Genomic DNA, 15,572 nt, shown 5'->3' with positions numbered 1-15,572 from the left:
CTTTTCCTTATCGGCAGGGGGAAAGCCCTAAAACAGCGCTTAAAAACTACTGATTTTCAATTCTATATTGTTCACTCCCGGTTCGAGGCGGATACTTCCAAAGGCAGTGTTCACCGATTTACCGTTGAGCGTTACCATCGCATTGGTAGAGATTTCAGGTTTGAATTCGCCAATCATATTTGCCGGGATTTCAATGGTGTATTGCATGAGCCTATTGCTCACTTTTTTGTAACTAGCTTTTATCTCCCCACGCTGGGTTGGGAAAGTGATACTGCTGTGCTTCAACTTTGCTAACTGAGGTTTGATAGAAACCACCTCAAAACCCGCCTTTTCAGGGTTTATCCCCCACAAACCTCTTGGAACTATGTTGGCAGGTGCAGCCCCCCAAGCGTGGTTCCAGTCTGCATTTGGTTTGTATTTCATATCCCAAGCCTCCAACGTGATGGTCGAACCAATTTTAATCATGTTGTACCAGCTGCGGTCATGTGTAGCCGTCATCAACTCTAGGGCGTAGTCAGCTTCGCCAGCCTCGTAAAGGGCTTCCATCAGGAACTGAGCGCCATACACACTACAAGCCATCCCCCTAGTTTTGATGTATGCAGCCACACTTTCTTTTCTCGATGCGGGTACAATGCCAAAAGCCAACGGCATCATGTTGGCATGCACCGAGCCATGATCGGTTTCTGTGCCATCAGTATAATACCCACCTTCTTCGTTGAAAAGCTGTTCGTTGATCGCTTTCTTTACTTTTGTCGCCCTCAGCTCAAAATCCAAGGCTTCTTCGGGCTTGCCAAGCAATTGGGCAAACTCCGCCATGATCATCATGTTTTTGTAGTAAAAACTATTGATCACCGTATTGATTGGTTCGAAAACAAAACCGTCGCGCTCTCCTTCGGCAGTAGCCAATTTCCACCCTGTGTCCTTCTGGGCTGGTGGCCAATCTACAATGTCCCTCAGGCGTTGAGTAGTGTCGGCAAAGCCTAAGCTTGCCATCAGCTCTCCGTTAAGCTTAGGCGAATACGTGCTCACAAAACCATCTTCATTTTCTAAGGCAATCAGTGTTTTATGCTTTAGAGGTTCATAATATTCCTCTATCAACTCGGTGTTACCCGTGTACATATAGTCTTGGTAAAAAAGCAGAGCTACGTGCAGTTGCCACTCGGTAGGCCAAGTAGGGTATTCCATAAAATACTCGATGGTATTCCTCGCCATAGCATATTCATTGTCCACCGCATAGTGGCTCAACTGGTTGAGATAAGCATCCGCTTCGTATGGAATTCGCTCACGGTCGCCATCTACATAATAGCCAGCAAAAGTGGTTGCTTTTATGGAATACTTGCACAAATCCCACACTTGATTGAGGATTTTGTCCGAGCTTTCAAAGCTGCTTGCTTTGTCATTGAAATAACCAAAGAAAGCAATTTGCTTGAGGTCTTTTTCAGCAATAGACTTGCTAGCTCCTTCTATTTCGCAATAGCGGAAAGGCATGATGACGGGGAAAGAATCGGGCATAGTAACGGCGATGGATTTGGTATTCCGTTCGTCGGGCACAAGCTCCAGTTCATATTCGGTTTGCCCAGGTTTCACTTCTAGCTTAAGCTCTTGGTAACGCACCATGCCTGGAGGCTTCCGGTCAATTTGCTTTCCTTCTAGCTTTTCTCCTAGCCTTATGATAAGGGTTTCAGGTTCAGCAGCCGAATAATTCAGTTTCATGGTGGCAAAGGCATCTTTACCAAAATCTACAAAATAGCTGCCATCACTGCGCTTTTCCAAAGCCACGGGCGAGATCAATTCCTTCTCAAAGTAATTGTGGGAAGAAATATTTCCTTCAAATGTACCTGTGGTAAACTCTTGCGCTTCTGAATACTCAGAAAGTCTATTGTTTTGGTCAAAGACACGAACTTTCCAAAAATAGGTTGTAGAAGGTTTCAAAGGCTCTCCGCCCAATTCGATATCGGCAGATTTCCCACTCCTAGTGTTTCCACTGTCCCACACATCCCCTATGTTTTTACTAGCAAGCTCTTTGGAAGAAGCAACCAACAACTGATAGCCACGCTGCGTTACGGCAACTTGCGGTACTTTCCAGCCAAACTCTGGCTTACTATCGTTAATAGTCGTTTTACTTGGATCACGAATTAGCTCAACCGTTAGTCCATCGGGAATACCCGAATACGGGTCAGCCAACTCCTTCGCCATTTCACCCGTTTTGCGCTGAAGGGCAGCAAGTACTTTTGTATGTTTTTTACTGCCTACAAGGTTCTTTATCTCTTGCGGATCTTTTTCCAAATCGTACAACTCTTCGTACGATTTATCATTCACGTAGCGCATGTACTTCCACTTTTTTGTACGGATGCCCTCGCTTGGGGGTATGTGTTCAAACTCCCAAAGGTGTTCGATGAGCACCGTGTCCCTATCCAAAGAAATTTCTTGGCCAGTAGCTATAGGCACAAGACTTTTTCCATGCCAAGAAGCAGGCTGCTCTACCCCTGCAAAGCCGAGGATGGTTGCGGGAACATCGATGTTCAGCGCCATTTCGTCGCTGTCTTTTTGATCTTTTTGCCTAGGGTCAAATACGATAAGCGGTACTCGGATAGAGTTGTCATACATCAACCATTTTCCAGCCAATTGGCGTTCGCCCAAGAAGTAGCCGTTGTCACCCATAAGGATGATGACCGTGTTTTCGTCCATCCCTTTCTCCGCCAATTTCTTTCTGATTTTGGCAATTTCGAGGTCAACCCCTTTTATCATTCGGTAATAGCCCTTTACGCTGTGCTGGTATTTTTCGGGCGTATCGTAGCGCCAAGTCCAACGCAGTCGGTTAAAGCCGTCACGGACGGGTTGGGGCAATGCCTCAAAGTATTTGTCATCTGCGAGTTTAGGGCCAGGCATTTCCATGTCTTGGTACAACTTGCCGGGTTCTTCTTGCCAGAAATACTGCTTTTCGGCACCATCGTGGGCATGGGGAGCACTGAAGCTAAGGGATAGGCAAAAAGGTTTGTCAGACGGGGCCGCATCAATGAAGTCCAATGCTTGCTCACCGGTGTACCTTGTCAGGTGGATGGTATCCCCATCCAGTGTCTTATAATAGTATCCCCTATAATCTTTGAACCTGTAGTTTCTGTCATAGTCTTCGTAGACATCAAACAGTTTGTCTTTGCCGGTGAACCTCACCCCAAATTTGCCATAAAAACCGGTATAATAACCAGCATCTCGCATCACTTTGGGGTAAGAAGTTTCCATAAACTCGCTGAGGATTCCTCCCGTTTGGAAAGTGTATTTGTGTGTGCGCTCTTGCAAGCCGCTGAAAATACTCGCCCTACTGGTCGCACAAATAGGCGTGGTCACCATCGCATTTTTGAAGTACGTCCCCTCCTTTGCCAACTTATCCATCTCAGGCGTTTGGATAAGCTCATTGCCCGCATAGCCAAGCGCATCGAAGCGTTGATCGTCGGTCAAGATAAAAATGATATTGGGTTTTTCTGATGTTTGCGCTAAGGCGGAGGGGAGCATGCCTAGCGTTAAGAATGAAAAAAATAATAAGACAGCGCCTTTTTTATTTGAGAGGGCGCTACTTCGGGTTTTAGTAGCCATTTCCATATTTTATTTATTAATCAAACTGGGTAATTGTCCAAATTTATGATTTTTCTATCAATTGGCATAAATAGACAAAATCTTAAAGCTCATAGGCTAAATTATAGTACAATTTCCTATTGAAAGCTAATTAAGGATTTTTTTATGGGGAATTGCGGACTATTTTACCCTAAACTATAAAGTACAACCGGCTCTTTTTTTCCTTTTAGTACTTTTTCTCCCAATTCATTCACCCTAATGTCTTTAAGGTCCAAGCGACTAACAAGCTCACCCGAAACAAGTAAGTCCACTTCAAATTCATTGCATAAGCTTTGGATTCGGGCAGTAGTATTTAATACATCACCCGTAAAAATAATCTCTCTTTTCACTACGCCAATTTCACCGGTGGTCACTTTTCCTAAATGCAATCCTGCTTTGAATGAAGGTAGAACCCCAAACCTTTCCTCGTACTTCACCTTCTGCCCTGCCAGCGCTTCTTTCATGGCAAAAAAGCAGTTAATACAGTGATTATAGTTCACTTGCCTCTTTACTCTCCACGATACAACCATCTCATCTCCAACATATTGATATACTTCTCCTCCATTATTGATTACTGCATCAGAAATATCGGCATAATAGGTTTTGAGCAATTCGAAATAAGTAATGTGCCCCAGTCGCTCAGCAATAGTGGTAGAAGATTTCATATCCAAAAACATAAAAACCCGCTCTTCTTCCTTTGGTTGATGATATTTCCCCCTGAACAAATTGAAAAAGACCCTGTTCCCTATATTTTCACTTATTTCCGTGTACAAAAGGCACAAGCCCTGCGTAACCGCCAGCTGGACATCGGTGCTAAGGTGGTTGATACTAGTCAAGTAACTGTAAAACTTTTCGAGCACTTGTTTGTCAAACAGAGACGTTCCTAAATCGAGGCTTGCTGCAATTGGATAGGTAATAAACACAACTACGTACATCACCACTACATATATCAGTAGTTTGTACAAGATCTTTTTGAGAAAGCTTTTGGAAGAAAAAACCCTGTTCAGGTAAAAAATCTCGATAGATCCGAAGATCAGCCCAACGGAAAAGGCGGCTAAACTAGAAAAAACAAATACGCTGAGCGTCATCTCTATCTGCCATTCAGGGTTTGCACCAACCATTCCAACAGCACCTTTTTCTACTACCAGAAAGATAAGGGCTGAAGCCAGCCAGATAACCCCAAAAGGAAGAATACGCGAAAGATTCCATTTCGCCTTAGGTGATAACATTTAGGTTTTATTTAGCTGTTAAAAATGGAAGCCGACTATCAACGATGTCTTCCAGCCCTTCCTGTGATGGTCTTTGGCAAAGGCAAAAGCTATAGGACCAACAGGAGACCTAAGTCCAACTACTCCACCGTACCCATACCTCCTGTAGCTATCTCCAGCCTTGTCTATGTCCGCATCGGGGTACACCCAAGTGACGGGATATTCTGTATCGAGATAATTGAAAACCCCTTGTACAAACACACTTTTTTTCACTTCATACTGCAAACCTAATTTCCCATAAAAATAATTAGCCAGCCCAAACTCTCTTAACCCTCCTCCATAAAACTCGTTGGCATTGATCTGGCCAGGTGAAAACCCTCCCACAAAATCATATTCATCCAAATTGAGTGTATTATTCCCTATGCTTGAAAGCCTTAACCTCAGCTTGGTAATAAGCGAAAGGTTACTAAGCAAAGGAATAATGGGACTAAAGGCAAAGTTGGCAGAATGTATGCCCGAAGTTTGGAGGAGGTCTCCAAGTTCTGGCCCTTGCAAAAGCGAATCTCCTAAAGTTACTTCACCATTGGTCTTGGTAGTGGTAGAAGCCCAAAAGTTTGCTTTAACCCCGCGGGTAGGAAAGTACCGGTCATTGTAATTATCAAACTTATAAAATACTTCAAAAGCCGTTTTGTTGTATTGAAGCTTTGAGAAATTGCCTACCAACCCATCTGCCACTTTAGGTTTCAATACCATGTTCGACCACAACACCTCCACTCCAAATGTACTGCTTTGCACACGGGTGCTTTGAAGTTTAATACCGCTACTGCTATAACCCGACGAAAAAACGGAGGTTACATTCCCTACACTATCGTACAAAGACAATTCATTTCTTGTAAAAGTCCCTGCCGCACCTATTGCTGTGTTTTGATCTTTCCCCAAATATTTAAAATAATCTATCCAAACACGAGGATTGGTAGAAAGGTCTGCTTCGAAAATAAAACGGCTACGGTTCAGCAGCCAATTTCTCATAGTAACATTCCCAACTACCCCTCCCTTATTCTCCGAATCGTAATGGTAAGAAAAGCGTAACTGAGCTTTAGGACGCTCCACTACATATAATTTCAATACCTGCTCTTCCCCACTCGTATCTATCTCATACCAGATCTTCTCAAAATATTGCGTTCCATAAATCACCTCCACCCTACTTTCTATGTGCTTGATATTGACCGGTAAACCTGGCTCAATTTTCATCTTCCCAATTATGAATTCATCTTGGATGATTTCATTTCCATTCACCTCTACCCTACTGAAATTGTACTCGTTAAATATTTCGGGCTTATCCACTTTATTCAACTTCCCAAATTGCGCAATGGAGTCCGCCAAGTTTTTGAATACCTCTAAGTACTCTTGCCCTGCCTCATTCCCTCTTTCCAAAATACCTAAACCATCTGAAAAGCTTCCTGTTGAAAAGCCTTCTAGGTCTGGAGTAATTAAGATATCGCAATTTTTAAGCTGTTCCCTAGAGTCGAAGGCACTAGTGATAAACGCCGATTGGGAAAGGATGGCCAAGGGAGATGTAAGATCTTTTTCTGGGCTCAAATCTGAACTTACAAACACCCCAATAACAATATCTGCTCCCATATCCAATACCTCTTGTACTGGCATGTTCCGCACCAAGCCCCCATCTACCAGTAGCTGATCGTCAATTTTGATAGGAGTAAAAATAGAAGGGATCGCCATGCTTGCCCTCATGGACATAGCCAATGACCCTTTGTTCAAAACCACAGGCTCACCCGTTACGATGTTTGTTCCCACACATGCAAAAGGGATGGGAAAATCATTGAAGTCATGAATTGTATGGACGGGCCTTGTAAGGGTTGAAAACAATTCCATTAAGGCTTGTCCCTCTATCACTCCTTTAGGAAACTGTATCTTCTTTTTTTCGACATAAAAATCCAACAAGTACCTTCCGTAATAGAACTTTTCCTCAAAGGTAACCTTGTTCATAGGCGTCTTATTGGTCAGCAACATCGACCAATCCACCTCCTTCACTATCCTCTCAAGCTCATCTGTCGAATAGCCGATGGAATACAAGCCGCCAACAATGCTCCCCATACTTGTGCCCGTGATATAATCAGGATACAGCCCAGCTTCTTCCATGGCTTTCAACACCCCTATGTGGGCAATCCCTTTCGCACCACCGCCACTTAGTACCAAGCCTATTTTGGGACGTTCTTTCTCTTGGGAAAAAAGTGGAAGGCCAACTATCAAGCATACTAAGCAGAGTACTATTTTTTTCATAAACCTATAGCATTTGGCAAAGAGTAAGTATAGCTGCAAACATAAACTAACACGTATAAAGATGCACAAGAGAAAGATGTTTTAGGTAAAAGCTGAGGTAAAAAGTAAGGTCGGTTTAAAAGTGACTGACCTGACCAATGTCTAGAAAGACTATTTATTACAATCCATCTACATACCTTCTTCTCTAGGCTATTTTTGCAGACTAAATACCGCTCAGCTACCAAATAAAACCTACGAACCTCACTGAAATACCAGCAAGTCACACATTAATAGCTTTGGTCAATATTCAAAGACCTCTAAGCGGCACAAAAAGAGCTCGAAGTAATACCGAAAGACCTAACGGCGTTGGTTTTAGAGCTATGGTCGGCAATTTAATAGCATAAATCATCTATTTTTCATCTGTTTTCAAGAAGTCAAAAGCATATATTGCCAAATAATCTCCTTATTCCACCTCCAATTTTCCTGCTTTTGCCTTCCACCATGCAAGTTTTTGATAAAAATGGACTATTAAAAGTATGTTTTGGGGAGAATATCCCAAATTGTACCTAGGCTAAAACATCGCAAAGATTTAGTTTCACCAATGCGACCATACCTTATCACCAGTACTATTTGCTAACAAATTAGGATTCAATAAGCATATACCTTCAGTACCACAGCAATTCTATGGCTATAAGTAACTTACAAAAACACAAGAAGTATGTCCAAATTGAATTAAAGCTTACATTGTATGCTCTTTCCGCTTAAAAACTGAACTGGTCATGCAGCGGTTTTAAAGTTATAAAATTCATTCGGTGTTTTCATATCCAATGCCGAATGTGGCGCATATTGGTTGTATTCATCTATCCATCCCCGTATCTGGCTATATATCATTTCAGGATTGTCCAGACAGCTCTCATATACGTAATCTCTTTTGAAAGTGCCATTAAAAGCCTCGCACATGCCATTTGACTGCGGAGAGTAAACGGGTGTGCTGCAATCGGCAATATGCCATAACGCGATCTGCTTTCTTAGGTTATTCTCTATATACTCAGGCCCGTTGTCATGCAAGAATTGGAGCTTTCCCTTTTCGGGGAGAGCCTCTCCAAAGCGGTTAAATATTGCTTCCTGGAGCATCAGCTCGATGTCGCAGGCCTGGATATGGATGCCTGCCGTCCATGCAATGATGGACCTGTCGCAGCAGTCCAAAACGTACGCAAAGCGTACTTTCTGCCCATTCCAGCACTTGATGGAAGTAATATCACTTGCCCATCTGGTATTGGGCTGGCCTACTGCTATCTTGCCTGTATGCGGGCGGCCCGCCCCTCGCTTGCGTCCCCTTTTCACCAATAGGTTCTCCTGTTTCATGAACTTATGCACCATATACCTGGAAAGCTCTATCCCATAGTCCCTTTTCAGTATAGCCCTCACCCTGGGCACCCCATAAGTCGATTTCCTGCCAGTGATAGCCAATATCGCCTCCCCTGCTTCAGGCGTGGGCTTCTTGCGGGGAGTACGCAAGATTTAGGCTTGTAATATATTGTCGACTTGGCAACTCCCAGTGCCTTGATAGTCCTGTTCATGCTTACTTGGAACTGTTGGGATAGCGATTCGACTTCTTGTTTCTCTGTGCGTCCCATTCCAACTTTTTTTTAAGGATCTTGATATCCAGCGTAGCCTCTCCCAAAGCTTTCTTGAGTTCTTCGTTCTGTCTTCTGAGCATCTCCAGCTCGGACTTGGAATGTAGTTCCCCATCATTTTTGATTCCCATGACGGCCTCTGATTTTGCGTCTGAACGCCATTTGTAAAGTTGGCTGGCGATTAACCCGTACCTGCGGCAGTACTCGGGGCAAGATAGCCCGGAACCTTCCCAATCCTCAACAATGGTGGCTTTTTGTGCCGAGCTTAGGACCCTTCTGCCACTTGCTGTCCTGCGGGCATTCTTCAGTAGATCGTCTATCATTATCGTTCTGGTTTTAGGCTACTAAACCAGTCCAACTTTTTAAGCGGTTAGGAACATGTAAGGTAATGGAGAGTTTTAAAATGCTATGATATAGTTCTGCAGAGCAGAACCACTACGACATTGAGCTGTAGATGCCAAGTCTTTTCCTTTGGAACACTCAATTTCATGAACTATATTCACCATTCACACACAAATATCAAATGCCCATGCCTTTACACAAAAAAGAGCCTATAATAAAGAACATGAAACAAAATCTCATTCTTGTTCTCTCTTTCTTTTTTACCCATTCCTTATTTGGACAAGCCTCTGGGAATATAAACTATCAAAACCAGGTACGTATTCCTAACAGCAACATTAACGTAAGCTCTCCTTCTGATGCCAACCTCCTTATAAGCGTGAAAGGACTTGCCAATGTGAAAGCAGATTCTTATGTTGCAATCGTTAATGTTACTCAAATAGGCAAGACCACTGAAGAGGTAAATAGGCTTATTGATAGTAGAATAAATAAAGCTCTTGAGCCTTTCAAAGCAGAAGAAGTTGAAAGCTATGTAGATATGCTTTCCTTTGTACCGATATATGAATACGAAGTAGATAAAAAAATCTTCAGTAAAAACACTTACAATGAAGTCCCTGTTGGTTTTGAGCTTAAGAAGAATATACACCTAAAATATACTAACACTGATATTTTAAATAAAATAATCTCCGTTTTTGCCGATGCAGAAATCTACGATTTAGTTAAGGTTGACTATTTCTCATATAACCTTGAGCATATTAAAAAAGAACTTATGGCAAGGGCTAAGTCTGTTTTAAATACAAAATTGGAAAACTATGAAACTATTTTGAATGTAAAATTAGATACAATTGAAAAACACCTTTCAGATGAATATAGGGTCTTATATCCTCTTGAAATGTACAAAACATATAATGCAAGTAACAGCTATTCGCTCGACTTCAAAAAATCAGTTAACACTAACCAAGCAAAGAAGGCTACTACATTGTATTATCAACCTATAATTGACAAAGAGTTTGACTTCATTGTCAACCCAACTATTCTTGAACCTGTTATTCAAGTTTTATATCATATAAAGTTGGTTATAAATAGGGAAAAAGAAACAACAGAGAAAGTTGACAAAAAATATATCCTCATAACCCCAAATGGAGACATCAAAAATCTTAAATTAGAGTAGGTGCTGCTAGTTAGATATAACTACTATGCTCATAAAAAAACAATGTACTTTGTGCAACAAGTAAAATAAATGTTTAAACCTTTTACTTATAAAAGACTGTTTGGAAAAATATGTCTATAAATTGTTACGACTTGTTTTAGATATAAAATAATACAACATTGACGAAGATAACTGCTCCTAAAAAATCGTACTTTCGCAAGACTGAATTAAGAAAAAACAACAATGAATTTATCAATTGAAAACATCCTATTAATTGGTTCTTTACTACTATTTATAAGTATTATAGTAGGCAAGACTTCCTATAAATTTGGCGTACCTACGCTACTGCTATTTTTAGGAATAGGAATGTTAGCTGGCACAGATGGAATTGGAGGTATTAATTTTGACAACTCCCAAATTGCCCAATTTATAGGAATTGTCTCTCTTAACTTCATACTATTTTCGGGTGGGCTTGATACTAATTGGTCTTCGGTAAAGCCAATTCTAAAGGAAGGGCTTGTATTGTCAACGTTAGGCGTATTACTTACAGCCCTTACTCTTGGAACTTTTGTCTGGCTAGTTACCGACTTTACTATTTACGAGAGTTTGCTTTTGGGTTCTATTGTCTCATCTACAGACGCAGCTGCAGTATTTTCAATATTACGCTCGAAAAGCCTTGCATTAAAATCAAACCTACGTCCCACTTTAGAATTGGAAAGCGGCAGTAATGACCCCATGGCGTATGTGCTAACTATCGCATTTTTGTCTCTGGTTATCAACCAAGATATGAGTGTTCTTTCCATTATCCCATTGTTTTTACAACAGATGATTATTGGGGCAGTTGCAGGCTTTGCATTGGGCAAGCTTAGCAAGCTCATTATAAATACAATCAAGCTCGACTTTGAAGGTCTTTACCCTGTTTTGGTAATCGCTTTAATGTTTGTTACATTTTCGGTCACTGACTTTGCAGGGGGCAATGGTTTTTTAGCTATTTATATCTGTGCGGTTTATTTGGGCAACCAAAATCTTATTCATAAGAAGACAATTCTAAAAATGTATGATGGGCTGGCTTGGCTAATGCAAATTGTATTATTCCTTACGTTAGGCCTACTTGTTTTCCCAACGCGAGTTTTCCCTTATTTTGGCATTGGCATGCTCATTTCAGCATTCCTGATTTTAGTAGCTCGCCCAATAAGTGTCTTTCTCAGTCTGATTTTCTTCAAAATGAAATTGAGAAGGCGTTTATATATATCTTGGGTCGGTTTGCGCGGAGCTGTCCCCATTGTTTTTGCAACCTATCCGCTAATAGCAGGAATAGAAAAGGCTGATATGATTTTTAATGTCGTGTTTTTCATTTCTGTTACCTCTATACTCATCCAAGGAACTACTTTGTCTGTTCTGGCAAATTGGCTTAATGTTGCATTGCCTGAAAAAGCCAAACCAATCTCAGAAACCGATAGGTTTATTTCTAACATCTCTAAAACAGCAATGAAGGAAATTGACGTTTCCCCTGACTGCAGTGCAGTGGGTAAAAAAATTGTGGATTTGGGGTTTCCTAAAGAAGCTATAATTGCAATGATCAATAGAAATGATAAGTATTTGACCCCAAGTGGTTCTACTGTAATTGAGGCAAATGATACTTTACTAATTCTTTCAGACAGCCAAAAAGGGATTGAAAAAGTAAATGCCTGTTTAAATAACGAAGAAACAACGATTTAAAAAAGCATAAAAAACAAAGAGCTTGTTTAAGACTAAACAAGCCCTTTGAATAACTAATCTATTTACTTAGACCTTTCTCCCATCTGGTTACCATAACGGTGGTAATTGATGGAGATACTTTGCTCGCTTAGGTAATTCAAAAGTTCAAACCTACCACTGGGAACAGGGGTTCTATCATAAATATTGATATGCTTTTCATGCAAGGATACTCTGAAGGCATCGTCAATTTCATTGGTCAGGCTCCGCACCCTAGTTTCAAAGTTGATATCTGGAACCAATTCATCCCATGAACCAACCTGAAAGAGAGGAACTTCTGTTTTTAAACTTAGCTCTGAAATTGCATATACCTGAGCCTCTATTTTGAGCACGTCACAGGCTGTAAGCACCATGTCCAAATGGTCTTGGGTAGTGTCTTTCCCTACCAAAACAAGCACCTTATTGGGCTTTATGTATCGGCAAGTGTTGTGCTGCCCACGAATATGAGCGTAGTCCACTTCCTTATTGAAATGCGACAAGAAATAGAGTAAATAGTTGTTTTCTATCTGGCTCATATCCACCATTTCTACTGGCTTTAGGTTCAGGAACTGGCGCACATAGTTAACACCTCCTGCTTTCATCCCAAAACCATAGCAAGACGCTTTCATGCCTCCAAATGGCTGACGCATCACAATCGCTCCTGTTGTACTTCTATTGGCGTACAAGTTTCCAGCAATTACATTGTTTTTCCAGTAGCGAACCTCCTCTCGTGCCAAGGATTCTATTCCACTTGTGAGACCGTATTCTACACCGTTCACTTTATCTATGGCATCTTGCAACCCATTCGCCTTCATCACAAAAAGAATAGGGCCAAAAAGCTCATTCTTATAACCGTAATCTGCTGTGGTAATCCCCCATTTTATGCCCGGTTTCAAAAGATAGTCCCCTTCTAGCTCTGGCTTAAGAAGCCAATCTTTGTCAGCCGTATTCTCAATCACGTGTTTAATACGGTCGTTGATAGGAACTGCCAATGGGCCTATGCTTGTATGGAAATCCCAAGGATCGCCATAAACCCTACTTTCCGCAGCATCTTTCAATAATTCTTTGAAATGCTTGTCATTAAACACTTCTTCCTCCAAAATCAGCAAGGAAGTCGCCGAACATTTTTGCCCTGTATTTCCAAAAGCAGATTGCACCACGTTTTTAATCGCTTGGTCGCGGTCTGACAATGCCGTAACAATAGTTGCATTTTTACCACCAGTTTCCGCATACAGGTTCAAATGTGGGTTGCGCTTCAATAAGAACTGAGCCGTAGCCGTACCTCCTGTTAAAATAACAGCATCGAAGGTATTTCCCTCTGACAAGAACGCATCGAGGTTGGATTCTTCGGTTGGCAAAAAGGCAAAAGCGCTTTTAGGTATACCAGCATCCCACAAACATTGACTGATAAGATACGCACAAGCCGCTGCATTTTGTGAAGGTTTCAAGATCACCTTCTTGCCTGCTGCCAACGAAGCGAGCACCCCTCCTATAGGAATAGCAATTGGGAAATTCCACGGAGACAAAACCAAGTTTACTCCGGAACATTCATAGCTCACGCCTTCAGCGTCTACATCTAGCAATGCCTGAGCATAAAAGTTGGCAAAATCAATCGCTTCAGAGACTTCTACATCCACTTCGGGCGCTGTCTTTCCTAACTCCTCAATGGCTACTGCTATAAGATCACCACGACGCTCTTCCATTTTAACAGCCGCATTTCTCAACAATTTGACCTTTTGGGCAGTAGAAAGTCCGTACCATTCCGAATCGGCCGCAATAAATTCTTTATAATCACCTTCCGTTGCCAGTTCGTACTGCCAAGGCAATTTACCTTTCCAGTTTTCTTGTTTGACAATGGACCTTTCCTTTGAAGCCCCATCCATCACAACAGGAATTAAGTCACCAACAACCTCAACAGGTTTTTCCCAGCGTTTCTTTACACTTGCTATCCACTTCCGGTTAGCTTCCAGCGCCCAGTCCGTATCGGGAACATTTTTAAATTCTGTTTGAGGAACTACAACTTGTGTAGAACGGTCTTGGGTACGGTTAGGGGTAGTTTTCACCACATCCATTTTACCCAAGGAATAAAGGAAGTTCTGCTGCAATTCTTCCCATTTTTCTGAATTAACATCTAGGTTGAACCCTTCGCGCAAGAAGTTACCTTTTTGAGTGCCTTCATCCAATCGGCGCACCAAGTAGGCAATTGCATTGTTATAATCGCTAGGCTTCACAATAGGCGTATAAAGCACTACATTCATCCCTCTGTGCACAATTTCCATAACAGTACCCTGCGCCACGCCTTCTAGCATTTCAAAATCAACAAAATCTGAAATATCTAGGTCCTCTACAAGCTTTAGGGCGAATGCTAAATCAAAAATATTATGGGACGCCACACCAACATTCATGCTTTTGACCTTATCCGCATCTAAAAGCTGGAGCAATACCCTTTTATAGTTCGCATCTGTTTCTAATTTAGTACCGTACGTAGCTACAGGCCAATCCCTCATTGATGCTTCTGTCAATTCCATTTCAATATTAGCACCTTTCACAATACGCACTTTAACTGGCGCACCGCCACTCTCCACACGCTTTACAGCCCACTCTTGAAGTTTACAAACTTCATTAAAAGCATCGGGCAAATACGCTTGGATAACAATACCTGCACGCAAAGATTTAAATTCTTCCTTCTCCAATGCCTTTTTGAACGTTGCCAGTGTAATGGATAAGTCACGATACTCTTCCATATCCAAGTTGACAAACTTTTGAACCCCAGTTTCCTTTTCTACTTGCAATACTTTGCGGTAGATGATAGAGAGCTTCTCTACTAACACATCCACCACCTGATCATGTGCAATGGACTCAATTTGAGAATAAATAGTAGAAGCTTTAATGGAAATATAATCAACCTCCTTTTGCCCTAACAAATTGCAGTATTGCTCAATCCTTTTTTCCGCTTCTTTTTCACCAATTAATGCTTCCCCAATGAGGTTGATATTTAACTGAATCTTTTGCTTTTTGCGCTTACCGTAGTGCTCTTTATATTTCTTGTCGCCCAAAAAATACACTACAGGACTTGTTACATCTTGAATTTCTTTCAGCATCAAAGGCACGCTTACAGAGGGCAACTTATACCCTATCATATTAAACAGCCTTACAAGCACCTTTTCTTGTGTGCTAAATAGTTTTTGGTGTGCATCTGTACTCTTAAAGAGCCGGTATACATAAGACGATACCCTTGAGTAATTTTTAGTCCTAAAGGCCACATCCATCAACCGAATTAGAAAGATCTTGCCTTCAGGTGATTTTATGATCGGCCCTATGCGCTTTCCAAATGGATTTGGAGGCGCCTTTCTTCTTGGTTTCTGAAGCCCTACCGCAGTTTTTAGGACTTGGTCAATTTGCTTGGTTGATAATTTAAACGACATAAACGCTTGTTTTTTTATGTATTAATTATTGGCTATTGAAATACATTTCAGCTATTTCCAAGGCTATTAATAAACAGCACTTTTTCCCGACTGAAAAATAATCGGGAAAAGTAGTTATAGCAAGCGAAATTTCATAGTGTATATTTGAATATATTACGATTTTAAAACAACTAAAACAAATCCTAGATAA

The 15,572-nt window shown here is 41.4% G+C and carries 8 protein-coding genes; 2 read left to right on the top strand and 6 right to left on the bottom strand.

The genetic code is table 11. The features are described from left to right. Window positions 1–39 precede the first annotated feature (39 nt). From R9C00_11120 to R9C00_11100, 5 genes are all read right to left on the bottom strand, one after another. Entirely contained in the window at window positions 40–3,597 is a 3,558-nt protein-coding gene (locus tag R9C00_11120; GenBank protein WPO38002.1) for a family 78 glycoside hydrolase catalytic domain, read from the bottom strand. A 158-nt stretch (window positions 3,598–3,755) separates the two neighbouring features. Further along, window positions 3,756–4,838 (bottom strand): adenylate/guanylate cyclase domain-containing protein, encoded by a 1,083-nt coding sequence (locus R9C00_11115; protein ID WPO38001.1) that lies wholly within the window; start codon window positions 4,836–4,838, stop codon window positions 3,756–3,758. 18 nt (window positions 4,839–4,856) lie between these two features. After that, entirely contained in the window at window positions 4,857–7,118 is a 2,262-nt protein-coding gene (locus tag R9C00_11110; protein WPO38000.1) for a patatin-like phospholipase family protein, read from the bottom strand. A 756-nt stretch (window positions 7,119–7,874) separates the two neighbouring features. Beyond that, window positions 7,875–8,615 carry an IS3 family transposase gene (locus R9C00_11105; GenBank protein ID WPO37999.1) on the bottom strand — a complete coding sequence of 247 codons (741 nt, stop codon included), beginning with the start codon at window positions 8,613–8,615 and terminating at the stop codon, window positions 7,875–7,877. Window positions 8,616–8,679: 64 nt separating this feature from the next. Next, entirely contained in the window at window positions 8,680–9,057 is a 378-nt protein-coding gene (locus R9C00_11100; protein ID WPO37998.1) for a transposase, read from the bottom strand. 206 nt (window positions 9,058–9,263) lie between these two features. Between R9C00_11100 and R9C00_11095 the strand changes: the two genes are divergently transcribed. Together R9C00_11095 and R9C00_11090 are read left to right on the top strand one after the other, a co-directional pair. After that, entirely contained in the window at window positions 9,264–10,244 is a 981-nt protein-coding gene (locus R9C00_11095; protein ID WPO37997.1) for an SIMPL domain-containing protein, read from the top strand. A gap of 222 nt (window positions 10,245–10,466) precedes the next feature. Then, window positions 10,467–11,942 carry a potassium/proton antiporter gene (locus tag R9C00_11090; protein WPO37996.1) on the top strand — a complete coding sequence of 492 codons (1,476 nt, stop codon included), beginning with the start codon at window positions 10,467–10,469 and terminating at the stop codon, window positions 11,940–11,942. 62 nt (window positions 11,943–12,004) lie between these two features. Here R9C00_11090 and R9C00_11085 read toward each other — a convergent pair whose 3' ends face one another. Further along, entirely contained in the window at window positions 12,005–15,382 is a 3,378-nt protein-coding gene (locus tag R9C00_11085) for a bifunctional proline dehydrogenase/L-glutamate gamma-semialdehyde dehydrogenase (GenBank protein WPO37995.1), read from the bottom strand. Window positions 15,383–15,572: the final 190 nt, after the last annotated feature.

It is taken from the genome of Flammeovirgaceae bacterium SG7u.111 (genome assembly GCA_034044135.1).
Lineage (GTDB): Bacteria > Bacteroidota > Bacteroidia > Cytophagales > Flammeovirgaceae.
The sequence above is the reverse complement of the archived record's forward strand: the minus strand, read 5'-3'. Positions and strand labels throughout refer to the sequence as shown.

Excerpts from the sequence above, each read along its gene's own strand:
- R9C00_11120 (WPO38002.1), bottom strand. The coding sequence starts at position 3,597 with ATGGAAATGGCTACTAAAACCCGAAGTAGCGCCCTCTCAAATAAAAAA.
- R9C00_11100 (WPO37998.1), bottom strand. The coding sequence starts at position 9,057 with ATGATAGACGATCTACTGAAGAATGCCCGCAGGACAGCAAGTGGCAGA.
- R9C00_11090 (WPO37996.1), top strand. The coding sequence starts at position 10,467 with ATGAATTTATCAATTGAAAACATCCTATTAATTGGTTCTTTACTACTA.
- R9C00_11115 (WPO38001.1), bottom strand. The coding sequence starts at position 4,838 with ATGTTATCACCTAAGGCGAAATGGAATCTTTCGCGTATTCTTCCTTTT.
- R9C00_11095 (WPO37997.1), top strand. The coding sequence starts at position 9,264 with ATGCCTTTACACAAAAAAGAGCCTATAATAAAGAACATGAAACAAAAT.
- R9C00_11110 (WPO38000.1), bottom strand. The coding sequence starts at position 7,118 with ATGAAAAAAATAGTACTCTGCTTAGTATGCTTGATAGTTGGCCTTCCA.
- R9C00_11085 (WPO37995.1), bottom strand. The coding sequence starts at position 15,382 with ATGTCGTTTAAATTATCAACCAAGCAAATTGACCAAGTCCTAAAAACT.